This window comes from Actinoplanes sp. NPDC051405 (assembly GCF_055586185.1).
On the sequence record NZ_JBVJIR010000013.1, the window covers coordinates 1 to 22,644 of the forward strand.

At 70.2% G+C, this 22,644-nt stretch carries 17 protein-coding genes and 1 riboswitch; of the genes, 11 read left to right on the plus strand and 6 right to left on the minus strand.

From position 1 onward, the window contains the following. Nucleotides 1-99: 99 nt before the first annotated feature. Nucleotides 100-1,284: a zinc-dependent alcohol dehydrogenase gene (locus ACZ6S4_RS26165; RefSeq protein WP_465477438.1), complete on the minus strand. Its 1,185-nt coding sequence runs from the start codon at nt 1,282-1,284 to the stop codon at nt 100-102. Between the two features lie 120 nt (nt 1,285-1,404). Here ACZ6S4_RS26165 and ACZ6S4_RS26170 point away from each other — a divergent pair, with 120 nt between their 5' ends. Beyond that, nucleotides 1,405-2,208 (plus strand): SDR family NAD(P)-dependent oxidoreductase, encoded by an 804-nt coding sequence (locus tag ACZ6S4_RS26170; RefSeq protein WP_212993940.1) that lies wholly within the window; start codon nt 1,405-1,407, stop codon nt 2,206-2,208. A gap of 40 nt (nt 2,209-2,248) precedes the next feature. On the opposite strand, the gene ACZ6S4_RS26175 is transcribed toward ACZ6S4_RS26170, so the two are convergent. Next, nucleotides 2,249-3,082 carry a helix-turn-helix transcriptional regulator gene (locus ACZ6S4_RS26175; protein ID WP_465477439.1) on the minus strand — a complete coding sequence of 278 codons (834 nt, stop codon included), beginning with the start codon at nt 3,080-3,082 and terminating at the stop codon, nt 2,249-2,251. A 359-nt stretch (nt 3,083-3,441) separates the two neighbouring features. Between ACZ6S4_RS26175 and ACZ6S4_RS26180 the strand changes: the two genes are divergently transcribed. Next, nucleotides 3,442-6,402, plus strand: coding sequence for a discoidin domain-containing protein (locus ACZ6S4_RS26180; RefSeq protein ID WP_465477440.1), 2,961 nt, complete (start codon nt 3,442-3,444; stop codon nt 6,400-6,402). Between the two features lie 84 nt (nt 6,403-6,486). Then, nucleotides 6,487-8,139, plus strand: coding sequence for a methyl-accepting chemotaxis protein (locus tag ACZ6S4_RS26185; RefSeq protein ID WP_465477441.1), 1,653 nt, complete (start codon nt 6,487-6,489; stop codon nt 8,137-8,139). Between the two features lie 57 nt (nt 8,140-8,196). On the opposite strand, the gene erm is transcribed toward ACZ6S4_RS26185, so the two are convergent. After that, nucleotides 8,197-8,994 (minus strand): ErmE/ErmH/ErmO/ErmR family 23S rRNA (adenine(2058)-N(6))-methyltransferase, encoded by a 798-nt coding sequence (erm, locus tag ACZ6S4_RS26190; RefSeq protein WP_465477442.1) that lies wholly within the window; start codon nt 8,992-8,994, stop codon nt 8,197-8,199. A 327-nt stretch (nt 8,995-9,321) separates the two neighbouring features. Here erm and ACZ6S4_RS26195 point away from each other — a divergent pair, with 327 nt between their 5' ends. Further along, nucleotides 9,322-10,053 (plus strand): class I SAM-dependent methyltransferase, encoded by a 732-nt coding sequence (locus ACZ6S4_RS26195; protein ID WP_465477443.1) that lies wholly within the window; start codon nt 9,322-9,324, stop codon nt 10,051-10,053. Here the strand turns inward: ACZ6S4_RS26195 and ACZ6S4_RS26200 are convergent. After that, nucleotides 10,038-11,552, minus strand: a complete 1,515-nt coding sequence (locus ACZ6S4_RS26200; RefSeq protein WP_465477444.1) for a cation:proton antiporter — start codon at nt 11,550-11,552, stop codon at nt 10,038-10,040. The genes ACZ6S4_RS26195 and ACZ6S4_RS26200 overlap by 16 nt on opposite strands. Nucleotides 11,553-11,638: 86 nt before the next feature. Further along, nucleotides 11,639-11,745: riboswitch (ZMP/ZTP riboswitch) on the plus strand. 19 nt (nt 11,746-11,764) lie between these two features. Between ACZ6S4_RS26200 and ACZ6S4_RS26205 the strand changes: the two genes are divergently transcribed. From ACZ6S4_RS26205 to ACZ6S4_RS26225, 5 genes are all read left to right on the plus strand, one after another. Beyond that, complete coding sequence (locus ACZ6S4_RS26205; protein ID WP_465477445.1) at nt 11,765-13,189, plus strand: glycine hydroxymethyltransferase; 1,425 nt, start codon at nt 11,765-11,767, stop codon at nt 13,187-13,189. Between the two features lie 310 nt (nt 13,190-13,499). Beyond that, nucleotides 13,500-14,675, plus strand: coding sequence for a glycosyltransferase family 2 protein (locus ACZ6S4_RS26210; protein ID WP_465477446.1), 1,176 nt, complete (start codon nt 13,500-13,502; stop codon nt 14,673-14,675). An 18-nt stretch (nt 14,676-14,693) separates the two neighbouring features. Beyond that, a complete protein-coding gene (locus ACZ6S4_RS26215; RefSeq protein ID WP_465477447.1) occupies nt 14,694-14,858 on the plus strand; it encodes a hypothetical protein in 165 nt (54 codons plus the stop codon). Between the two features lie 258 nt (nt 14,859-15,116). Beyond that, a complete protein-coding gene (locus ACZ6S4_RS26220) occupies nt 15,117-16,088 on the plus strand; it encodes a glycoside hydrolase family 16 protein (protein ID WP_465477448.1) in 972 nt (323 codons plus the stop codon). A gap of 48 nt (nt 16,089-16,136) precedes the next feature. Further along, complete coding sequence (locus tag ACZ6S4_RS26225; protein ID WP_465477449.1) at nt 16,137-17,231, plus strand: L-dopachrome tautomerase-related protein; 1,095 nt, start codon at nt 16,137-16,139, stop codon at nt 17,229-17,231. On the opposite strand, the gene ACZ6S4_RS26230 is transcribed toward ACZ6S4_RS26225, so the two are convergent. Further along, nucleotides 17,218-17,721, minus strand: a complete 504-nt coding sequence (locus tag ACZ6S4_RS26230; RefSeq protein ID WP_465477450.1) for a metallophosphoesterase family protein — start codon at nt 17,719-17,721, stop codon at nt 17,218-17,220. The genes ACZ6S4_RS26225 and ACZ6S4_RS26230 overlap by 14 nt on opposite strands. Nucleotides 17,722-18,214: 493 nt before the next feature. Between ACZ6S4_RS26230 and ACZ6S4_RS26235 the strand changes: the two genes are divergently transcribed. Beyond that, nucleotides 18,215-20,437 (plus strand): discoidin domain-containing protein, encoded by a 2,223-nt coding sequence (locus ACZ6S4_RS26235; protein WP_465477451.1) that lies wholly within the window; start codon nt 18,215-18,217, stop codon nt 20,435-20,437. Here the strand turns inward: ACZ6S4_RS26235 and ACZ6S4_RS26240 are convergent. Beyond that, nucleotides 20,421-21,443 (minus strand): LacI family DNA-binding transcriptional regulator, encoded by a 1,023-nt coding sequence (locus tag ACZ6S4_RS26240; RefSeq protein ID WP_465477452.1) that lies wholly within the window; start codon nt 21,441-21,443, stop codon nt 20,421-20,423. The genes ACZ6S4_RS26235 and ACZ6S4_RS26240 overlap by 17 nt on opposite strands. 144 nt (nt 21,444-21,587) lie before the next feature. Here ACZ6S4_RS26240 and ACZ6S4_RS26245 point away from each other — a divergent pair, with 144 nt between their 5' ends. Further along, nucleotides 21,588-22,643 (plus strand): substrate-binding domain-containing protein, encoded by a 1,056-nt coding sequence (locus ACZ6S4_RS26245; RefSeq protein WP_465477453.1) that lies wholly within the window; start codon nt 21,588-21,590, stop codon nt 22,641-22,643. Nucleotide 22,644 lies beyond the last annotated feature (1 nt).

Here is a 22,644-nt window from a genome sequence, read left to right on the forward strand (position 1 = left end):
GCAGAGGGAGAGACCGCTCTTCTGACACCAACCCCCTCCCCCCCCCCTCCCCCTCCTCCCCCCCCCCCCCCCCCCCCCCCCCCCCCCCCCCCCCGCGGCTCACGGCTTCAGGACGACCTTGATGCAGCCGTCCTCCTTCTTCTTGAACATGTCGTAGGCCTGCGGCGCCTGCTCCAGCGGCACCCGGTGCGTCGTCAGGTCGTCGACGCCCAGCGGGTCGTCGTCACCGGTCAGCAGCGGCAGGATGTCGTCCACCCACTGCTTCACGTGCGCCTGGCCCATCCGCAGGGTCACGCCCTTGTCGAAGAGGTCGAACATCGGGAACGGGTCGGCCTGGCCGCCGTACACGCCGATGATCGACACCGTGCCGGCCCGGCGGACCGCGGCGAACGCCGTGCGCAGCGCGCCCATCCGGTCCACCCCGGCCTTGTCGATCGCCTTGCGGGCGACCGCGTCGGGCAGCACACCCGCGGCCTTCTGGGCGAACTCCTGGAACGGCGTGCCGTGTGCCTCCATGCCGACGGCCTCGACGACGCTGTCCGCGCCGCGTCCCGAGGTCAGCTCCAGCACCGCGGCCGGCACGTCGTCGACCTCGTCGAAGTTGATCGTCTCGATGCCGTGCCGGGCGGCCATGGCCAGCCGCTCCGGGACGTTGTCGGTGGCGATGACCCGGGCCGCGCCGAGGTGCCGGGCGATCCGGGCGGTCATCTGGCCGATCGGACCGAGGCCGGTCACGAAGACCGTGCCGCCGGGGGTGATGTCAGCCCACTGCGCGGCCTGCCAGGACGTGGTCAGCACGTCGGAGAGGAACAGGTACCGCTCGTCGGGGTGGCCCTCCGGCACCTTGATCGGCCCGAAGTGCGCCTGCGGGACCCGCAGGTACTCCGCCTGGCCGCCGGGCACCTGGCCGTAGAGCTTGGTGTAGCCGAACAGCGACGCGCCCTTGCCGTGCTCCTTGACCTGGGTCGTCTCGCACTGCGCGAAGAAGCCCCGGCTGCACATCCAGCAGAAGCCGCAGGAGATGTTGAACGGGATGACCACCCGGTCGCCGGGCTTGATGTGGGTGACCTCGGGACCGACCTCCTCCACGATGCCCATGGGCTCGTGGCCGAGGATGTCGCCCTGGTCCAGGTACATCCCCAGGACGTCGTACAGGTGCAGGTCGGACCCGCAGATGGCGGTCGAGGTCATCCGGACGATCGCGTCCGTCGGTTCTTGGATCTTGGGGTCGGGCACGGTCTCCACCGAAACCTTGGACGTGCCCTGCCAGGTGAGTGCTCGCATACCGTGCGCCTCCGATGGGTGTCGTCACTTCAGCAGGTGCCCACTGCGGATCGGGATATTCCACGGTTAGCGGCCCCGAGGCCGGGCATCGCATCGAGACCGACGAAGAGAGGAACAACCATGACGGGACCGACGGGCCGGGAGTTCGCGGTGGTCACGGGTGCGTCCAGCGGCATCGGCTACGAGCTGGCCAGGCAGTTCGTGGAGAACGGCTACGACGTGCTGATGACCGCCGAGGACGAGGCCATCGAGCAGGCGGCGGCCGACCTGCGGCGCGACGGGCAGCACGAGGTGATCGCGGTACGCGCCGACCTGGCCACCTTCGACGGCGTGGAGGAGCTCTACGCCGCGATCGGAAAGTCCGGCCGCCCGGTGGACGCGATCGCCATCAACGCCGGCCGGGGCATCGGCGGCGACTTCGTCAGCCAGACCGACCTGCGGGAAGAGCTGAACGTCATCGATGTGAACGTGACGTCGACCGTGCATCTGGCCAAGCGGGTGTTGCCGGATCTGGTGGCGCGCGGGGCCGGCCGGGTGCTGTTCACGTCGTCGATCGCGTCGATGATGCCGGGCACCTACCAGGCGGTCTACAACGCGTCGAAGTCGTTCGTGCAGTCCTTCGCCGAGGCGCTGCGCAACGAGCTGAAGGACACCGGGGTCACGGTCACCTCGCTGATGCCGGGCCCCACGGACACCAACTTCTTCCACCGCGCCGAGATGGACGACACCCGGGTCGGCGCGAGCAAGAAGGACGACCCGGCCGTGGTGGCCAAGCAGGGCTTCGAGGCCCTGATGAAGGGCGACGAGAAGGTGGTGGCCGGCTCGGTGAAGACCAAGGTGCAGGCCGCGGCGTCCAAAGTCATGCCGGACAGTGCCAAGGCCCAGATGCACCGCAAGATGGCCGAGCCGGGCTCGGGCGAGTGAGCGGGGCGGGTGGCGGGGCGCCGGCCCCGTCACCCGAGGCCTACAGGCGCTGGTCGCCGATGACTGAGAGCAGCTGGAGCTTCTCGTAGCTCGCCGAGCCCGGTACGGCGGTGAAGACCAGCAATGTCTGGGACTGGTCCGGGTCGATCAGGGTCTGGCAGTGCAGCTCCAGCAGCCCGAGCTCGGGATGAGCAAAGCGCTTCTGATCCTCGAACACGGCGCCGATGTCGTGCTCGCCCCACACCGCCGCGAACTCCGGACTGGCCGCCAGTAGCGCGTCGACCAGAGCCGCCGCGCGCGAGCCGCGGCCCGCGCGGGTGTAGGCCAGCCGCAGCTGGGCGGTGTAGATCCGCCCGTGCAGCTCGTGATCCTCCTCGGGATAGATCCGCCGTGATTCCGGATCGGTGTACCAGCGGTAGACCGCGCTGCGGGCTGGGCCGGTCCACCGGGAGTCGTCGCCGAGCAGCGCGACCGCCGGCGGTGTCTGCCGCAGCGTCTCACCCAGACTGCCCATGACCTGGGCCGGGGTGTCGGACAGCCGGTCCAGGATGCGCATGATCCCCGGGTTTATGTGGTCGGCGCGGTGCACCCGCTGCGGGGCGGCGTGCCCGGCGATGCGGAACAGATGGTCGCGCTCGTCCAGGCTCAGCCGCAGGCCGCGGGCGATGGCGGCGAGCATCTGCTCGGACGGGTGCGGGCCGCGCTGCTGCTCGATCCGGCTGTAGTAGTCGGCCGACATGCCGCAGAGCGCTGCGACCTCCTCGCGGCGCAGGCCTCCGGTGCGCCGGCGTGGCCCCCGCGGCACCCCCACGTCCTCGGGCTGCAGCGCTTCGCGCCGGGTGCGGAGGAAGTCGGCAAGCTGGGCACGGTCCACCAGCTCAGTGTCCCTGCGCGGCGGCACCGGATGGAGGAACCGCCGGTCCACGGATCACCGGTCCCTGGACAAAGCCGAGGCGCCGGCCTCGGGTGGAGCCGGCGCCATCGGTTGGGGGACGTTCCGCGGGGACGGTCCAGCCAGTTTCATCGATGCATTAGTTAACACGCAAGTAATCTGAGTTCCGGAACCACGGTCGCGGGTGAGGTGGATCTCCCCGGACGGGTTTCGGCCGCTGAGGCCGGGCATGCTTGATGCTCGGTTCGCATCGAGCGCCCTCGTGGCCGAAAGGTGATTTGACAGTCTTTGGGGCGGACGCGAAGGCTGTCCAGGGCATCCTGTTCCGCCGTGGAGGTTCCTTGTTCGCACTGTCCCGCCGCCGGCTGCTGGCCCTGGCCGGCGTCAGTGGCATCAGTGGTGCCCTGAGCCTGCCCGCGCCGGTGTCGGCCGCCGCGCCGGATCCGGTCGCCGATATCTACCGGCAGTTGCTGCACATGCACACCCGGTGGGTGGAGGAGCAATGGGACACCGAGATCGGTGCCTACCGCGCGGCGGACTTCCGCTTCGCCGCGGTGCTGGGCAACGCCGTCCTGCTCGGCCTGGACGACTACGACGCCCGCCTGGCCGACGTCGACGCCGGCACGCTGAAGGCCAAGACCGTCGCCACGATCCAGCGTTTCGCCGCCACCAACCGGTTCGCCGGCGGCACCGAGTGGGGCCGGCAGCTCTTCTGGGACTCCACATTCGAGCTGTATTTCGTGCTCGCCGCCCGGTTGCTCTGGGCCGACCTGGACACCCAGACCCGGCGCAACGTGCAGCAGATCGCCGTGGGCCAGGCCTCGTACGCGTACGGGCTGGGCTCCGACGACGATCCGCTCAGCGGTGACTGGTCGCCCAACGGCACGGCCGGCGGCTGGCTCGGCGACACCAAGCTCGAGGAGATGGGCGTCTACGCCCAGGCCATCGCGCCCGGCCTCGCCTGGGCCGGTGACGACGAGGCGGCCGAGGGCTGGCGGGAGCGTTTCCTGCTCTGGGCCACGAACGCGAGCGGCCTGCCCGCCGCCGACCTGGCCAACCCCGCCGTCGTGGACGGGGAACGGATCGACCAGCGAGCCACCGCGCACAACCTGCACGACTCGTTCATCGTGGAAAACCACGAGTCGGCCAGCCCGCACTACCAGGCCGAGCTCTGGCGTACGGCCGGGCGCGCGGCGATCCACTTCCTGGTGGCCGGCCGCCCGCTGCCCGAGGTGCTCACCCACCAGCCCAACGGCGCCCAGCTCTGGGCCACCTTGCGCCTGCTGGCCAGCGACGCCGGTGAGCCGGTCATGCCGATGGTCGCCGACCGCTACCACCTGTACGGCCGCGACGTGCTGCCGCTGGCGTTCCTCGCCCAGGTCCAGGGTGACCGGGACGCCGCGCGCGCCGAGGCCGACCTGGCCGAGCGACTGGTGCCCTACCTGCGGTACGAGCCGAAGTACCAGCTCACCAAGTTCAGCGGCGAGGACAAGTACGAGCCCGAGGCCCGCGCCGAGCTGGCCATCTCGTACCTCTTCCACCGCCTGCGCGACCGGCCGGTCCAGCCGGTCGGCAAAGCCGAGTTCTTCCGCCGCGCGAGCGGCACCCGGGACTTCGGCCGCGACGTCGGCCTCACCGCCCATCAGTCGGAGCAGGCGTTCGCGGCGGCCGTGACCAAGCCCGGCTTCGTCAACTTCCTCTGGCAGCCGGGACACGACAACTGGCTGATCGACACGCGGGAGCCGGCCTTCCTGCCCGCGGACACCGCGCCGACGGCCCGGTGGACCAGGGCGTGGAGCAAGGTTCGCGACGGGGTGGACGCCACCGCCACCGTGCTGGCCGTCTCCGGCGGCCGGGCCGGCTTCGCCACGCTGCCGACCGGCACAGTCGTCTACGCGAGCACCGGGCTTCCCGGCGAGGGCCGCCTCTCCCTGTTCAATCTGTACATGCCGGGTGTGCCGGGGTTGACCGGCAGCCGCCTGTTCACCACCCCGACCGGCTCGGCGCTGCTGAGTGACCCGGGTGACGGCGACATCACCTTCGCCCCGCGGGACGCCCGCTGGGTGCGGATGCTGGGCCGTGAGCCCGGCACCGAGTACGGCTACTCGATCTTCACCTTCTCCGTGCTGGACACCAGCGGCGCCGACCTGGCCCAGGGTGCGATGCCGACCGCGTCCTCCGAGGACATCTGGAATCCGGCCCGCAACGCCACCGACGGCAACCCGGACACCCGCTGGGCCGTGGCCCGCGAGGAGCGCGGACGGGCCGACAGCTGGCTCGCCGTGGACCTGGGTTCCGCCGTCCGGGTGGCCGGAGTGCGCATCTCGTGGGAGGCCGCGTACGGCAAGAGGTTCGTCATCCAGACCTCGACCGACGGCTTGACCTGGACCGACGCGGCCGCTGTGCCGCAGACCCGGGCGGCCGCGGGCTGGGTCGGCATCGACGGCCGGGCCGGGCTCGTGACGCACGGCACCAAGCGCAAGATCGTGGTGAGCCCGACCGAGGTGGTCGCGCCGGCCCCGATCATCGAGGGGTATCCGGGCCGCCGCACCGACCTGGCCAAGCTCGCCGCCCGCCCGTTGCCCACCGCCCGGGGCCTGCTGATCAGTGACGCCGACGGTTATCTCAGCGTCTTCAATCTCGCGGCCCGGCCGGTGACGGGGGCCGTGGTGCGCGTGCCCTCCGCCCGCCGGCTCTACCGCGGCACCCAGGTGGCGCGCCGCCGGGGCCTGGACTGGACGGTCAGCCTCGCCGGTGGCACCGCGGTCGTCGAGCCACCCCGGTTCACGGTCGAGGACGCGGTGCCCGACGGCACCCGGTTCGAGGTGGCCGACTCCCACCACCTGACCGTCACCGCGCCCGCGAAGCACAAGGTGGTGGTCACCGTCCGGTCCGGGTCCTGGTCGTCGACGATCCGGGTGTCCGCGGGGCGGTCGCGCAGCGTCACGGTGCCGGGAGCCCCGGTCACTCCGACCGCCGACCTGGCCCGGGGCCGCACCACGTTCCCCACCTCGCCGCTGCCGGCCGGCATGAGCACACCCGCCCGGGCGGTGGACGGCGATCCGCGAACAGCGTGGCGCCCCGGCCCGTCCGGCCGGATGGTCGTGGACCTGGGTGCCGTGGTGGCGGTCGCCGACGTGCAGCTGACCTGGACGAAGGGCCGCCGCCGGCCGGTGCGGGTCGAGGTCTCGCGGGACGGCGTCACGTACGCGCCACTGAGCGGGCAGGCCCGTTATGTGGCGGTCGCGGTCGACGGCTGGCGTCCGGGCGACGCGGAGCTGGTGCATCTCACCGTCCGGTGATCCGCTCTTTGATCAGCTTTCGCATTTTGCCCAAATTTCTCCGCTCCTGGAGCGATGATTCATCGCGAGCGGAAGGTGACGGGAATGCCGAATGCAGTGCTGAACGACGCCCAGCAGGTCACGGTGAAACGCGGCCCGATCACGGGTCTGCTGGCCGACCGTAGCCTGGCGGTGAAGAACGTGGTCGCGGTGGCCGCGATGGCGATCGTCGCCGTGGTCGTCGGCGGGCTCGGCATCTACCGGATCTCGGAGATGAGCAACGACCTCACCCAGATGAAGGCCGAGCACGTCGACAGCCTCCAGCAGGTGGCCGAGCTGCGCGGGAGCATCGCCGAGATGTTCCGCGGCATGCTGCTGTACGAGATCGGCGAGGACGCCGCCGGCAAGAAGCTGGGCCGGGACGCCGTCAGCGCCGCGGACACCAAGATCGACTCGGCCCTCGGCGCCTACTCCGAGATCGCCGCGGACTCCCAGGCCCGCGAGCAGAGCCTGGCCACCTTCACCGAGGCCCTCAAGCACTACCGGGCGCTGCGCGACACCGTCCTCTTCGGGGAGCCCATCGCGGGCGGATACACCCTGCCCGCGCCGGACCAGATCCTCAACGAGTTCAACACCGTCGAGGCCGGTATGAACACCTCGGTGGCGGATCTGCAGAAGCTGGAGGACACCGAGGCCGACGCCCTGGCCCAGGAGGCCGGTGAGGAGTTCCGCTCGGCCCGCACCATCATGATCACCGCCCTGATCGTCGGCATCCTGCTGGCCGCGGCCATCGCCATGCTGGTGGTCCGGCTGATCAGGCAGCAGCTCGCGACCGTGGCGACGGCATTGGGCGCGGTGGCCGACAACGACCTCACCATCCCCGCCGAGGTGCGCTCCCGCGACGAACTGGGCCGGATGGCCATGGCCGTCAACCGGGCCCGCGACGGGCTGCGCGCCACGGTCGGCTCGTTGACCACCGGGGCCCACAACCTGGGCGCCAGCACCCAGCAGCTCACCGGCGTGACGGCCCGGATCGGCGAGAGCGCCCGCGAGGCCGCCGCCCAGGCGGGTCTGGTCGCGGCGGCCGCCGGTGACGTCTCCGGCTCGGTGCAGTCGGTCGCGGCCGGCAGCGACGAGATGGGCGCCTCGATCCGCGAGATCGCCCAGAACGCCAACGACGCCGCGCAGGTCGCATCGAGCGCCGTCGGCGTCGCCCAGAGCACCAACGACACCGTGGCCAAGCTGGGCACCTCGTCCGCCGAGATCGGCGACGTGGTCAAGGTGATCACCGCGATCGCCGAGCAGACCAACCTGCTGGCGCTGAACGCGACCATCGAGGCGGCCCGGGCCGGCGACGCGGGTAAGGGCTTCGCGGTGGTGGCCAGCGAGGTCAAGGACCTGGCCCAGGAGACCGCGCGGGCGACCGAGGACATCTCCCGGCGGGTCGAGACGATCCAGGCCGACACGTCCAGCGCGGTTGAGGCGATCGGCGAGATCTCCCAGATCATCCAGCGGATCAACGACTACCAGGTCACCATCGCCTCGGCGGTGGAGGAGCAGACGGCGACCACGGCCGAGATGAGCCGCAGCATCAGCGAGGCGGCGGGCGGCAGCTCGACCATCGCGACCAACATCAACGGCGTGGCGCACTCGGCGGAGCAGACCAGCAGCACGCTGGTCGAGGCGGACGCCGCGGTGAGCCAGCTCAACGAGGTGGCCGAGGAATTGCGCGTGGTGGCGGAACGCTTCCGGGTCTGAGCACCCGGACCAGCACGGACCAGGGCCTGCCGGCCGCAGCCGGCAGGCCCTGCGCTGTCAGCGCCGCGGGGCGTCGACCAGCCGGAACAGCGTCAGCCACTGCTCCGGCCAGACCAGACCCACGGGTACGCCGGTGGCCAGCCGGGCCGCCCGGAACGCCGCGGAGACCCGCCGGTCGCCGTACCGCCGGGACAGCGAACTGTGCAGCGACCCGCCGACGCCGGTGAAGCCCACCTCGACGAACCGCCGGTAGGCGGGCAGAGCAGCCGGCTCGACCAGCGGCACCGGCCGCCGGTCCAGGCGCAGAATGCCGCCGTCGACCCGCGGCACCGGGCGGAACGCCGACCGGGGGATCCGGCCGGCGAGCGTCCAGCTCACCAGCGGCCAGGTGCTGATCGTGAGCCGGGTCCACCGCCCGTAGTCGCCGGTGCGCTTGCGGGCGTACTCCAGCTGGGTGAGCAGCGTGGCCGCGGTCAGGGTTCCGGCGTGCAGGCACCAGTCGACGACCGCCGACGTCAGCGCGTACGGGATGTTGCCGACGACCGCGAACGGCCGGTCCGGCGGCGTGGCCCGCAGGAAGTCCGCCACCCGTACGGTGACGCCGGGCAGCACCGGCAACCCGGCCGCCACCTGCGGGTCCACTTCGTAGCTGACGAGGTCGCGGGTATGCCGGGCCAGTTCGCCGGTGAGGACGCCGCGGCCGGCCCCCACCTCGTACACCAGGTCACCGGGCCGGATGCCGGCCGCGGCGACCACCTGACGCACTGCTCGCGGATCGGAAAGGAAGTTCTGGCCGAACGCCCGGCGCGTGCGGGCGTGCTCACGTCCGGCCGGTTTGGAATGGGGTAGTGCCATGGCCGTGGTCCTGTCTGCCGCCTTCTCGGCGGCGAACGCGGACAGGCGTCATCGTGGCCCGTCCGGTGGAAAAGGACGCGGAGGGCCCTGGCGCGGCAGGCGGCTCTAGGCGGTGCGGCGGCGCAGGGCGCGACGCCGGAAGCGCAGGCGGGACGAGTGCAGCGGTCCCCGCGCCGCAGGCATCAGAGCCCGGCCGAGGAGAGCATGCGTCGTAGGCATCCGGCGACCTTAACCTCGGCCGCCGGAACCGGTCATCTGGTTTTCCACCGGTGCGCCCCAGGGGAAAAGCGGTGGCGGCCCGGACGCGGCTCTGGTTGCGTCCAGGGGATGACCGACTTCGATGATCCCGCGTTCTTCGGCGACCGCTGGGCGAGTCGCTACGACGATCTGAGCCAGGGCCCGGACCCCAGCGCGGCCGTGGACTTCCTGGCCGGGATGGTCACGCCCGGGGGCCGGATCCTCGAGCTGGCCATCGGCGGCGGGCGGGTCGCGATCCCGCTGGCCCGCCGGGGCTTCGCCGTCGAGGGCGTCGAGGCGTCCCAGGCCGTCGTGGACAAGCTCCGCACCGTACCGGGCGGCCAGGACCTGCCAGTGCTCACCGCGGACATGGCCGACGTGCCCAACACCGGGCCGTACCCGCTGGCGTACGTCGTCTGGAACAGCCTGTTCAACCTCACCAGCCAGCAGCGTCAGGTGGACACGTTCCGCAACGTGGCCCGGGTGCTGGAGCCGGGCGGGGCGTTCGTGCTCGAGTGCTACGTGCCCGACCCCGCGGCCTACGACCGGCAGTTCAGCACCGACGACGTACAAGAGGACTCGGTCGGCTTCACCCTCACCGTGCACGACCGGATCGCCCAGCGGATCCAGATGCAGCACGTGACGGTGGACGGCAAGGGCATCCGGCTCCTGCCCACCGCTCACCGCTACTGCTGGCCGGCCGAGCTCGACCTGATGGCCCAGCTCGCGGGCCTGCACCTGCGGGAACGGTGGGCCGACTGGGACCGTACGCCGTTCCGCGCCACCAGCGGGAGCCACATCTCGGTCTACGCCAGGCCCTGACCGAGCGTGCTCCCAGCGGCCTGCCGCAGGTCGATGTCGCCGATCAGCCGGCGAGCGGTCTCCTCGTCCAGCTCACGCCGCATCATGGCCTCGCTGACCGCCAGCCGCTGCTGGTCGTAGCCGTCGCCGGCCGCCGTCGCGATCTCCACGCCCCGGGCCAGCATCACGCGGGCCTGCTCCTCCTCGCCGCTGACGTCCAGCCGCAGCCACCGGACCAGCAGGCGGATCGTGGTGCCCTGCAGCAGCAGGGTGCCCAGGGTGACGAACAGTGCGATGGCCTGGATGGCGTCGCGGCCCGGGACAGTCTCCGGCACCGCGGCCGCCGCGGCCAGGGTGAGGATGCCGCGCATGCCCGTCCAGCCCACCACCACGCTCTCCCGTACGCCGGGAGCGGCCAGGCGGTTGTCGTCGCCGCCCTTGCCTCGGCCACGGGACCGGCGCGGCGCGATCCGAGCAGCCCGGGCGAGCCGCGCCCGGGCGAGCCGGTCGCCCATCCGCCACCGCCCGAACAGCAGGAACACGCCGACGAGCCGCAGCAGGATCGCGGCGAACAGCAGCACTCCCGCCGCGATGAGCGTCCGGTTCAGCCCCGGCTCCGGCTCGGCGGCCAGGTCGTCCAGCACGAAGCTCAGCTGCAACCCGATGTACGCGAAGACGAACGTCTCCAGCAGGAAGTCGACGACCGGCCAGAAGGCGTCCTCCTGCAACCGGGTCCGGTAGGCCCCCGGATACTGGTGGCGCGGGTCCAGGGACGTGTTCGCGCTGATCAGGAAGGCCGCGGAGACGACCGCGATGATGCCGGAGGCCTCGATCTGCTCGGCCAGCAGGAACGCGGTGAACGGCACCAGCAGCACCAGCGTGGTCTCCAGGGTCGGATTGCCCAGCCGCTTGCGCAGCAGCAAGGTGGCCGCCGTCAGCAGACCGCCGATGGCCGCACCGAGCGCCGCGTTGCGCAGCAGCTCCAGGGTGCCGGCGCCCCAGCTCGTGTGATCCCCGGCGACCGCGGCCACCGCGATGCTGAACAGCGTGAGCGCGGTGGCGTCGTTGACCAGGCTCTCCCCGGTCAGGATCGAGGTCACCCGGCGGGGCAGGCCCAGCTCCCTGCCGTGCGACACCGTCGTGATGGTGTCCGGCGGGGCCAGCACCGTACCGAGCACGAAGGCGGCGGCCAGCCCGATCGACGGCAGCAGCCACGAGGTCACCACGCCGAGCGCGCCCGCGGTCAGCACCACCAGCAGCACCCCGAGGTCGACGATGCTCCGCAGGTTCTGCCCGAACGCCGTGACCGAGGCGTTCCGGGTGGCCGAGTAGAGCAGCGGGGGCACCACGATCGCCAGGATCAGCTCGCTGTCCAGCTCCAGCCGCGGCACCCCGGGCACAAAACTGATCCCGGCGGCCAGCGCGACGATGATCAGCCCGGGCTGGACGCCGCGCCGGTGGGCCAGGGCGGAGACCGCGATGCCGGCCCCGACGATGAGCAGGATCTGCACGCCGTTCATGATCGCCAGGCTAGTGGCCGGGCCCGCCGGTGTGACGTACTCCCTGGATGAGCGATCGCGTGGCCGGGGCGGCGCCGGTATGCTGGTCGGCGGGCCGTGACTGGCGCGTTCGGATGGGCCAACCATCGGGGAGCGGCCCCGTGCCGGACGACCGTTCTCCGGAGACGACCTGCCGTGCGCCTGGGCCTCTTCACCTGTGATAGGGAGGTCCGATGTCTGCACTGAACGCCGAATCGACCGCGTTCCGCTCCGCCCTGGAAGCGGTCCGCGCCGTCGAGCCCCGCATCGCCGACGCGATCGCCAAGGAGCTCACCGACCAGCGTGAGTCTCTCAAGCTCATCGCCTCCGAGAACTACGCGTCCCCGGCCGTGCTGCTCGCGATGGGCAACTGGCTCTCCGACAAGTACGCCGAGGGCACGATCGGCCGCCGCTTCTACGCCGGCTGCCAGAACGTCGACACCGTCGAGTCGGTCGCTGTCGAGCACGCCAAGGCCCTGTTCGACGCGCCGTACGCGTACGTCCAGCCGCACTCCGGCATCGACGCCAACCTGGTCGCGTACTGGGCGATCCTGGCCGACCGGGTCGAGGCGCCGGCGCTGGCCAAGGTGCAGAAGCGCAACGTCAACGACATGACCGACGCCGAGTGGGCCGAGCTGCGCGCCGCGTTCGGCAACCAGCGGATGCTCGGCATGAGCCTGGACGCCGGCGGCCACCTCACCCACGGCTTCCGGCCCAACATCTCCGGCAAGATGTTCGACCAGCGCAGCTACGGCGTCGACGCGGCCACCGGCCAGATCGACTACGCGGCGCTGCGCGAGTCGGCCAAGGAGTTCAAGCCGCTGGTCATCGTGGGCGGCTACTCGGCGTACCCGCGCAAGGTGAACTTCCGCATCATGCGGGAGATCGCCGACGAGGTCGGTGCGACCTTCATGGTCGACATGGCGCACTTCGCCGGCCTGGTCGCGGGCAAGGTCTTCACCGGTGACTTCGACCCGATCGCCAACGCGCACATCGTCACCACCACGACCCACAAGAGCCTGCGCGGCCCGCGCGGCGGCGCGGTCTTCTGCCAGCCCGAGCTCTCCGACCAGGTCGACCGGGGCTGCCCGATGGTCCTCGGCGGCCCGCTCGCGCACGTCATGGCGGCCAAGGCGATCGCCTTCGCGGAGGCCCGCCGGCCCGAGTTCGCCGACTACGCGCAGCGCATCGTCGACAACTCGCAGGCCCTGGCAGCCGGCCTGACCAGCCGCGGCGCCACGGTCGTCAGCGGCGGCACCGACAACCACCTGGTGCTCATCGACGTCGACAAGTACGGCCTGACCGGCCGCCAGGCCGAGCAGGCGCTGCTCGACTCGGGCATCGTCACCAACCGCAACGCGATCCCGCAGGACCCGAACGGCGCCTGGTACACGTCCGGCATCCGGATCGGCACGCCGGCGCTGACCACCCGGGGCCTGGGCACGGCCGAGATGGACCAGATCGCCGAGCTCATGCACACGGTGCTGAGCAGCACCAAGGCGGGCGCCTCGAAGGCGAAGTTCGACCTGGACGCGGCGGTGTCCGACCGGGTGTCGAAGCAGGCCACCGAACTGCTGGCCGACTTCCCCCTCTACCCGACGGTGGATATTTCGGCCTGAGCAATGCCATGGCCGTACTTCTGAGGTTCGGGGACCCACTGATGAGTGGGTCCCCTTTTCTTTGTCCGAGGCGGGACTTCGCGTTCCTGGCCGCCGGCCGGGCAGTTGTCACACCCTGTTCTCCTGGGTATGCCGCCGAACAACGGATCACTTCCGGCGCCATGGCGCCGTGTCACCGCTGACTGTTGAGCGCGGGTAACCGAACGGTCGATCGCTCCGGAGTGCATGCTGCTTCCTTCACCCGCAAGGGTGCAAAACGGGCTTTTCAAGCAGCGAAACCGCCTGCCATCATTTGCACGACGAACGGGCCGTGGGCCGTTCTTCACCTCCCGTTGGTAGCTCTTGGCGATGCCGTGCGCATTGCTTCGGAAGGCGACAAGTGCGAGACAGCAATTTTGAGGGGCATTGGCGGGCCTGCGTGGTGGCGTTGATTCCGGCGCACAACGAGGAGCGCTCCATCGGGGCGACCGTCGAGGCTCTGCTGGCGCAGACCCGGGTGCCGGACCGGATCATCGTGATCGCGGACAACTGCTCCGACAGCACTGCTGACGTCGCCGCGTCGTATCGGCACCCTTCGTTGACGGTGACCCGGACGGTCAACAACCGGGACAAGAAATGTGGTGGCCTGAACGCGGCATGGCGGCAGTATGCGCTCGACTCGGACATCGTGATCTGCCTGGACGCCGACACGATCCTGCCGAGCAACGCCATTGAGGACTGGGTGCGGGAGTTCGCCGAGGATCCCGGCCTCGCCGGATCGAGCAGCAAGTTCACCATGCGCGGCACCGAGTTCCTCGTCCGGTTGCAGCGGGCCGAATTCGCCAAGTGGACGGACTCCTCGCTGCGACGAGGGTGGACGTCGGTGCTCGCCGGAACAGCCTGTGCGATACGGAACTCGGTCCTGCACGAGGTGGTGCGCACCCACCGCCGGTACGGGCCGTGGCTGCACGCCAGTCAGGTCGAGGACTTCGAACTGACCTACCGGATCCGCGAACTCGGCTACTACTGCCGGGTCTCCCCGACGGTGCGCGCCTACACCGACGCGATGCGTACGGTCAGAGCGCTGTGGGGCCAGCGGATGAAGTGGCAGGTCGGCACCGTCGAGGACCTCATCCGTTTCGGCCTGAACCGTAGAACGTGGATCGATTGGCGGCAGCAAGCGGCAGGCCTGCTCGCGGCCGCGGTGCGGTTCGGCTGGATCTTCTTCACCGTCCTCTACGCCGCGCTCGGGATCCTGCATTTCGCGCCGATCTGGTTCCTGGTACCGCTGCTGTTCATCGCCAATGACGTGAAACAAGCGCTGCGGATCCCTGACCGCGACCGCTGGGACATTCTTCTCGCCGCTGTGCTGCTGCCCCAGGAAGCGTTCGCCTGGATGCGCGCCGGCTGGTTCATCGCTGCCTGGTTCGAAGTTCTGAAAAGCAGATTCACCGGTAAGCGCAAGGATCGGTGGAATTTGCAGTACGCCGCCGAAGGCGCGGCGTAACCAATACTGAAGGGGCGAATGACAATGTACGGATCGAAGGTGGCACTCGCCGGTGGTGGCGCTCTTCCGGTCACCGGTGTGCTCATCGACCTGCCGGCCTGGATTCTCGCGTCGGTCACCATCACCTTCGCGGTCGGGGCGGTCGTCGGCTTGCTCCGCCCCAGCGGCAAGACGAAGCCCTGACGACCGGCGGTGATAGAAAGCCTGCGGCACCGTGCAGTTGCGATGGTGGGTCTGGTGATCGTCTTGGCCGGCCTGTACGGGCACATCGCCGGAGCATCCGAAGCGACGGGCGGCGAACATCCCTGCGAGACTCCGCTGCTGAGCGTTCCGGGTGGAGCACCCGGACCTCCGGTCGAGGTCGGATGGACCCGGCGCTGGGTGAGCTCGTCGAGTGAGCCGACGGGCGAGCGGCTCGGCCCCCACTGCTACCTGTTCCCAGTGCCGACCGGCGGCACCTGGCTGGTCACCTTCGGCGTGGTGATGCGGGATGATCAGCCGGTTTCCACCGTCGAGGTGTCGACCGACACGACCGATGGGCACGAGACGCACGTGATCAGCACCGACGCCCGGCTGACCAGGGTGTCCGTGCTCGTCCGCGCACCGGCCGGCTCGCTGCGGGTCACGATGGTGGAACGCGGCCACAGCGTGGCGGTCACCTCCGCGGCGTTCACCCTCGCCCGGCATGACGTCGCGCCGCTGGCAACCGTGTTCTCCGACGAGTTCGACGGCATCGGCACGGCACCGGACGGCACGAGGTGGCGGCTCGAGACCGGCTTCGGTACGTGGGGGAACAATGAACTGCAGACGTACACTGCGGATCCTTCGAACGTGCAGGTTGCGGCGGGCCATCTCGCGGTCGCGGCGCGGCGTGGACACGCGGATGCGGGAGTCCGCTACACGTCGGCCCGTCTCAACAGCACCTACTCCGGCACGTACGGTCGGATCGAGGGCCGGATAAGAACTCCGGGCGGCACCGGGCTGCTCCCCGCCTTCTGGATGCTCGGCATCGATGCCCAACCGGCGGGCTGGCCGGCCTGCGGCGAGATCGACATCATGGAGCACCTCGGCAGCCGGGAACCGCACACCGTGCATGCCTCCCTGCACGGACCGGACCTCGATGGCGCGCCATGGAAAACGACCACGTCGACCGTTGCGGCGGCGCCGTTGGCCGACGAATTCCATACATACGCGGTTGACTGGTGGCCTGGCCTCATCCAGATGTCGGTCGACGGAACCGTCTTCGCCACGTACGCGCCCGAGGACCTGCCACCTGGCCAGCAGTGGGTCTTCGACAAGCCGTTCTACCTGTTGCTCAACGTGGCGGTGGGCGGTGACTGGCCCGGCGAACCCGCTGCGACCGTAACCTTCCCGCAGACCATGCTCGTCGACTATGTCCGTTGGAAGCGTTGACCTCAGCCGGCCGGGTGATTGCCTGGCAGAACCGGGTAGCTCCCCGTCATGACGAATCAACCGAGCGATCAGACAATCGGCGACCTCGAGACCGTGCACACGTTCGACAGCGGGCCGATGCCTACGGGCGTCAGTGTCTCGGCCGGCGGGCGGATCTTCGTCAACTATCCGAAGTGGGGCGACGAGGTTGCCTTCACCGTGGCCGAGCTGCGGGACGGCACCGCCGTTCCCTATCCGGACCAGGCGTGGAACACCCCGTCCGGGGATGACGATGCCAAGGCCTTCGTGTCGGTGCAGAGCATCGTTGTTGATCCCGCTGATCGGCTGTGGGTGCTGGACACCGGGAGTCCGTTGTTCCAGCCGACCAAGCCCGGCGGTCCCAAGATGGTCTGCGTCGATCTGAGCACCGACACCGTCGTGCAGACGATCGTCTTCGAGCCCGACGTGGCGCTGCCCACGACCTATCTCAACGACGTGCGGTTCGACCTGCGGCGCAACGTCGCCTACATCACCGACTCCTCCGACCAGGGCCCGAACGGCGTCATCGTCGTCGACCTGGCCTCCGGTACGGCCTGGCGGAAGCTGCACGACCACCCGTCCACCAAGGCCGAGCAGCCGCCGGCGTTCCTGCCCGTGGTGGAGGGTTCGCCGTTCCTGGAGCGTCCGGCCGACGGCCCCGCGAAGCCGGTGCTGATGGGCGCGGACGGCATCGCCATCAGCGCGGACGGCAGCCGGCTCTACTATTGCCCGCTCGCCTCCCGGCACTGGTACAGCGTGTCGACCGATGCCCTGGTGGACCGCTCGGCCGGTGACGACGAGGTGGCCGCGACGGTGGTGGACGAGGGGGACAAGGGCGGCGTCTCCGACGGGCTGGAGACCGACGACCAGGGCCGGCTCTACCTCACCCACGGCGAGCACAACGCGATCCTGCGGCGGCTGCCGGACGGCACGCTGGAGACGGTGGTGCACGATCCGCGGCTGCTCTGGCCCGACACGATGTCGGTGGCCGCGGACCGGCACCTCTACGTGACCGCCAACCAGCTGCACCGCCAGGCCAAGTACCAGGGCGGTACGGACCGGCGGCAGTACCCGTACTCGCTGTTCCGGGTGCCGATCGACGCCGGCCCGGTCAGGCTCGTCTGACGATCCGGTGCAGCTCGACGCCGGTCAGGACCCCGTCCGACACGGTCGCCGTCTGGTACGTCGCGTACGGCTGGCGGCGCCGGTCGGTCGGGGAGCCCGGGTTGAGCAGGCGCAGGCCGGTCTCCGCCGTGGTGTCCCACGGGATGTGGGAGTGGCCGAAGACCAGCACGTCCACGTCCGGGAACCGGGCCGCGCAGCGCTGCTCGCGGCCGGTGGCCTGACCGGTCTCGTGCACCACGGCCAGCCGTAGCCCGTCCAGCTCGGCCCGGCCGATCTCGGGGAGCCGGGCCCGCAGTGCCGGACCGTCGTTGTTGCCGTAACAGGCGATCAGCCGCTTCGACCGGGCGGTGAGCTCATCCAGCAGGGGGACGTCGACCCAGTCGCCGGCATGGACGACGACGTCGGCCGCGTCGACCGCCGCCCACAGCTCGGCCGGGAGGTCACGGGCCCGCTTCGGCAGGTGGGTGTCCGCCATCAGTACCAACCGCATGACGCCACCCTAGAGCCCCGGCTGATCGGGAAGCGCTTCCCTCAAGAACCACCACGGCGTCCCTTTTAGGGGTTAAGCGGCTTACGAGCGTCTTGCAAGAGCGGGCTCATTCGGGCGCGTCGATCCGCGCGGGCAAAGCGTTATGCAGAACCGTTTTTCCCGTCGGGGAGCGGGCGCGCAGGCCGCTGCCGCACGGGGGCGTCCGGACCGTATCAGCGCACGTCGGAACCGGTTCCGGAACTCGCGGGCGGGGCCGTCGGCCGGCCCGGCGGGAGAGCTTTCGTGCAGCTAGGACGTCTGCCGGCCACAAAATCGGGCGAGGAAACGGGTTCGCCGATCCTTTGACACATTGCCGTAACGAACTTAGCGTCCAGGAGGCAGTGGAGCGCTTCCTTGGATCGCTCGGCTGTCATCCCCAATCGGGTGCTTTCCCCGGCTCCCGCCCCTCGGACGCGTGACCCCCGCGCCCGTACCGCTGTGTCTAGGAGAAGCAATGGTCATCCCCGCTCCCTCCGTCGCCCCCGCCGGGCGGTCGCGCCGCCGATGGCGGCTCGCCGCCACCGGCGCCCTGGTCGCCACCGTCGTCGCCGGCTTCGGCGCGGTCACCGCGCTGAGTGCCGAAGCCGCCGAGACGCTGCTCTCCCAGGGCAAGCCCGCGACCGCCTCGTCCTCGGAGAACCCCGGCGCCTTCCCGGCCACGGCCGCGGTCGACGGCAACACGGGCACCCGCTGGGCGTCCGCGTTCGCCGACCCGCAGTGGCTGCAGGTCGACCTCGGTGCCAGCTCGGCCATCACCCGCGTCGAGCTGAACTGGGAGGCCGCGTACGCCCGGACCTTCCGGATCCAGACCTCGCTGAACGGCACCACCTGGGCCGACGCCACCGCGGCGACCGCCGGGACGGCCGGGGTGCAGAGCCTGCCGGTCACCGCCACCGCCCGCTACGTGCGGATGTACGGCACCGAGCGCGCCACCCAGTACGGCTACTCGCTCTGGGAGTTCAAGGTCTTCGGCGGCACCACGGAAACCCCGCCGACCACCACCCCGCCCACCACCGGGCCGACGCTTCCGGGCGGCGGCAGCCTCGGTGCCAACGTGACGGTCTTCGACCCGACCATGTCGATGGCCTCGATCCAGAGCACCGCCGACGCGATCTTCAAGCAGCAGGAGACCAACCAGTTCGGCCTCCAGCGCAACCTGCTCGCGTTCAAGCCGGGCACCTACAACGGCCTGAACATCCAGGTCGGCTTCAACACCTCGGTGATCGGCCTCGGCCAGAACCCGCAGGACGTACGGATCAACGGTGACATCACCGTCGACGCCGGCTGGTTCCAGGGCAACGCGACCCAGAACTTCTGGCGCTCGGTCGAGAACATGTCGGTCTACCCGGTCTCGGGGGCCAACCGCTGGGCCGTTTCGCAGGCCGCGCCGTTCCGCCGGATGGACATCCACGGTGACCTGAACCTGGCCCCGAACGGATACGGCTGGGCGTCCGGCGGCTACATCGCCGACTCCCGGATCAGCGGCACCGAGGGTCAGTACTCGCAGCAGCAGTGGTTCACCCGCAACAGCACGATCGGCTCCAACTCCAACGCGGTGTGGAACCAGACCTTCGTCGGCGTGCAGGGTGCTCCGGCGGCCAGCTACCCGAACCCGCCGTACACGGTGATCGGCCAGACCCCGGTGATCCGGGAGAAGCCGTACCTCTACCAGGCCAACGGCCAGTACGCGGTCTTCGTGCCCAACCTGCAGACCAACGCGGCCGGCGTGACCTGGGCCAACGGCAACACCCCGGGCACCAGCATCCCGCTGAGCCAGTTCTACGTGGCCAAGCCGGGTGACTCCGCCGCGACGATCAACCAGGCGCTGGCCCAGGGCCTGAACCTGATGTTCCAGCCGGGCATCTATCACGTGAACCAGACCATCAACGTGACCCGGGCCAACACCGTGGTCATGGGCCTGGGCTACGCCACCATCATCCCGGACAACGGCGTCACCCCGATGCAGGTGGCCGACGTCGACGGGGTCAAGCTGGCCGGCCTGTTCTTCGACGCGGGCACCACCAACTCGGCGAACCTGCTGGTGATCGGCCCGAACGGCTCCTCGGCGAACCACGCCGGGAACCCGACGACCGTGCAGGACGTGTTCTTCCGGATCGGCGGCTCGATCGCCGGCAAGGCGACCAACAGCCTGCTGGTCAACAGCAACAACACGATCATCGACCACATCTGGGCGTGGCGGGCCGACCACGGCAACGCCGGCACGTACGGCTGGACCATCAACACCGCGGACCACGGCCTGATCGTCAACGGCAACAACGTGACCGCGTACGGCCTGTTCGTCGAGCACTACCAGAAGACCGAGGTCCTCTGGAACGGCAACGGCGGCCGGACCTACTTCCTGCAGAACGAGCAGCCGTACGACCCGCCGTCGAACGCGGTCTGGCGCAGTGACGGCGTCGGCTACCCGGCGTACAAGGTGGCCGACAACGTGACCAGTCACGACGCCTGGGCGATGGGCAGCTACGCCTTCTTCCAGAACAACCCGGCGGTGCACTCGGCCAACGGCTTCCAGGCGCCGGCCAACGGCAACGTGCGGTTCCGCAACATCTTCACCATCTCGCTGGCCTCCGGCACCATCGACCACGTCGTCAACAACATCGGGGCGGCGGCCACGGCTGACCAGGTCGTGCCGCGTACGGTCACCAACTTCCCGTAGATCGACCAGTAATCTCACCGCTGCCGCGCGGGATCAGGGCTGTCGGAATCCTGATCTCGCGCGGCTCCGCGGTGAGCCCGTCCATCCGCTCGAAGAGCGCCCGCGCCGCGGCCCGGCCCATGGCGGCCGGGTCCTGGGCGATCACGGTGACCGCCGGCTCCAGCAGGTCGGCCAGCGGGAAGTCGTCGAAGCCGACCAGGGCCACGGTGTGCTGCCGGCCGAGCCGGCGCAGCGCCCGGACCGCGCCGATGGTGATCAGGTTCTGTCCGGTGAACAGCGCGGTCGGCGCGTCGGCCCGGTCCAGCAGGTCCAGAGTGGCTGCCTCGGCCGCCACCGAGTCGTGCAGGCCCCCCACCACGGTCGGCGCCAGCCCGGCATTGTCGAGCACCGTGAGATAGCCCCGCAACCGGCGCCGGGCCGTGGCGATCCCGGCCAGGTCGCCGAGGAACGCGATGTGCCGGTGCCCGTACCCGATCAGATGCCGCACCGCCTCCGCCGCCCCGGCCACATTGCCGGTCAGCACGGTGTCGGCGGCGAAGCCGGCGGCGGGGCGGTCCACGAAGACGACCGGGATGTCCGGCGGCAACTCCCCGGCGAGGTAACCCTGGTCGGGACCGGCCGGCGCGAGGATCAACCCGTCGGTGTGCCGGCGCGCGAAGGCCCGGGTCAGCTCCCGTTCCCGCTCGGGGTCCTCGTCGAGGCTGCCGGTGAGCACGTGCACCCCGCGGGTCCGGGCCTCGTCCTCCACCGCGCGGTGCAGCACCGCCGAGAACGGGTTGCCCACGTCCTCCAGCAGCAGCCCGATGGTCGCGGTCCGCCGGTCGTTGCGGCGCAGCATGCTCGCCCCGAGGTGCGGCCGGTAGTGCAGCGAGTCGACTGCCGCGCGGACCCGGGCGACGAGCGCGGGGTCCACCGTGGTCTCGCCGTTGACCACCCTCGACACGGTCTTGAGGCTGACCCCCGCGGTGCGGGCGACGTCGTTCATGGTGGGTCGCCCGGGGGTCATGGATCCCTCCATTGATCGAACTCTGCCGATGTCGATCACGCTGCGCAACATTGCCGAAACTAATTGTTGACACCGGATGCGCCGAGTCGTCTACTGCAAGACAACGTTGTCTCTCGATTGCTGCTAAATCGATTTGGAGGGGACATGCGCCAATCAACGCTGATCAAGCGCGGGCGCCTCGGGCCCGCCCTGCTCGCCGTGGGCCTGGTGCTCGGCACCGCGGCCTGCGGTGGCGACTCGGGCTCCGGGGACGGGGCAACCGTCGGACTGATCACCAAGACGGACACGAACCCCTTCTTCGTCAAGATGAAGGAGGGTGCGCAACAGGCGGCGGACAAGGCCGGCGTGAAGCTGCAGAGCTTCGCCGGCAAACAGGACGGGGACAACGAGGCGCAGGTGCAGGCCATCGAGAGCCTGATCTCGGCCGGCGCCAAGGGCTTCCTGATCACCCCGAACGACTCCAAGGCGATCGTCCCGTCGATCGACAAGGCGAAGCAGTCGGGCATGCTGGTCATCGCCCTGGACACGCCGACCGACCCGGCCAACGCCGTCGACGCGACCTTCGCCACCGACAACTACCAGGCCGGCAAGCTGATCGGGCAGTGGGCCAAGGCCAAGTTCGACAAGGAGAGCAAGCAGGCCAAGATCGCCATGCTCGACCTGAACGCCAACCAGGTCTCCGTGGACGTCAAGCGCGACCAGGGCTTCCTGGACGGCTTCGGCATCCCGGTGGGCGACGCCAACAAGATCGGTGACGAGTCCGACCCCCGCATCGTCGGGCACGACGTGACCGACGGCGCCGAGGACGGCGGCCGGACCGCGATGGAGAACCTGCTGCAGAAGGACCCGTCGATCAACCTGGTCTACACGATCAACGAGCCCGCGGCGGCCGGCGCATACCAGGCGCTGAAGGCAGCCGGCAAGGACAAGGACGTCACCATCGTCTCGATCGACGGTGGCTGTCCCGGCGTCGACAACGTCAAGGCCGGAGTCATCGGGGCCACCTCGATGCAGTTCCCGCTCAAGATGGCCTCGCTCGGCATCGACGCGATCTCGGCCTTCGCCAAGGACGGCAGCAAGCCGCAGGCCAGCGCGGGCAAGGACTTCGTGGACACCGGCGCGACCCTGATCACCGACCAGCCGCAGACCGGTATCGAGGCCAAGGACTCGGCCTGGGGCAAACAGAACTGCTGGGGCTGAG

Excerpts from the sequence above, each read along its gene's own strand:
- ACZ6S4_RS26165 (WP_465477438.1), bottom strand. The coding sequence starts at position 1,284 with ATGCGAGCACTCACCTGGCAGGGCACGTCCAAGGTTTCGGTGGAGACC.
- ACZ6S4_RS26170 (WP_212993940.1), top strand. The coding sequence starts at position 1,405 with ATGACGGGACCGACGGGCCGGGAGTTCGCGGTGGTCACGGGTGCGTCC.
- ACZ6S4_RS26185 (WP_465477441.1), top strand. The coding sequence starts at position 6,487 with ATGCCGAATGCAGTGCTGAACGACGCCCAGCAGGTCACGGTGAAACGC.
- erm (WP_465477442.1), bottom strand. The coding sequence starts at position 8,994 with ATGGCACTACCCCATTCCAAACCGGCCGGACGTGAGCACGCCCGCACG.
- ACZ6S4_RS26195 (WP_465477443.1), top strand. The coding sequence starts at position 9,322 with ATGACCGACTTCGATGATCCCGCGTTCTTCGGCGACCGCTGGGCGAGT.
- ACZ6S4_RS26200 (WP_465477444.1), bottom strand. The coding sequence starts at position 11,552 with ATGAACGGCGTGCAGATCCTGCTCATCGTCGGGGCCGGCATCGCGGTC.
- ACZ6S4_RS26205 (WP_465477445.1), top strand. The coding sequence starts at position 11,765 with ATGTCTGCACTGAACGCCGAATCGACCGCGTTCCGCTCCGCCCTGGAA.
- ACZ6S4_RS26215 (WP_465477447.1), top strand. The coding sequence starts at position 14,694 with ATGACAATGTACGGATCGAAGGTGGCACTCGCCGGTGGTGGCGCTCTT.
- ACZ6S4_RS26225 (WP_465477449.1), top strand. The coding sequence starts at position 16,137 with ATGACGAATCAACCGAGCGATCAGACAATCGGCGACCTCGAGACCGTG.
- ACZ6S4_RS26230 (WP_465477450.1), bottom strand. The coding sequence starts at position 17,721 with ATGCGGTTGGTACTGATGGCGGACACCCACCTGCCGAAGCGGGCCCGT.
- ACZ6S4_RS26235 (WP_465477451.1), top strand. The coding sequence starts at position 18,215 with ATGGTCATCCCCGCTCCCTCCGTCGCCCCCGCCGGGCGGTCGCGCCGC.
- ACZ6S4_RS26240 (WP_465477452.1), bottom strand. The coding sequence starts at position 21,443 with ATGACCCCCGGGCGACCCACCATGAACGACGTCGCCCGCACCGCGGGG.
- ACZ6S4_RS26245 (WP_465477453.1), top strand. The coding sequence starts at position 21,588 with ATGCGCCAATCAACGCTGATCAAGCGCGGGCGCCTCGGGCCCGCCCTG.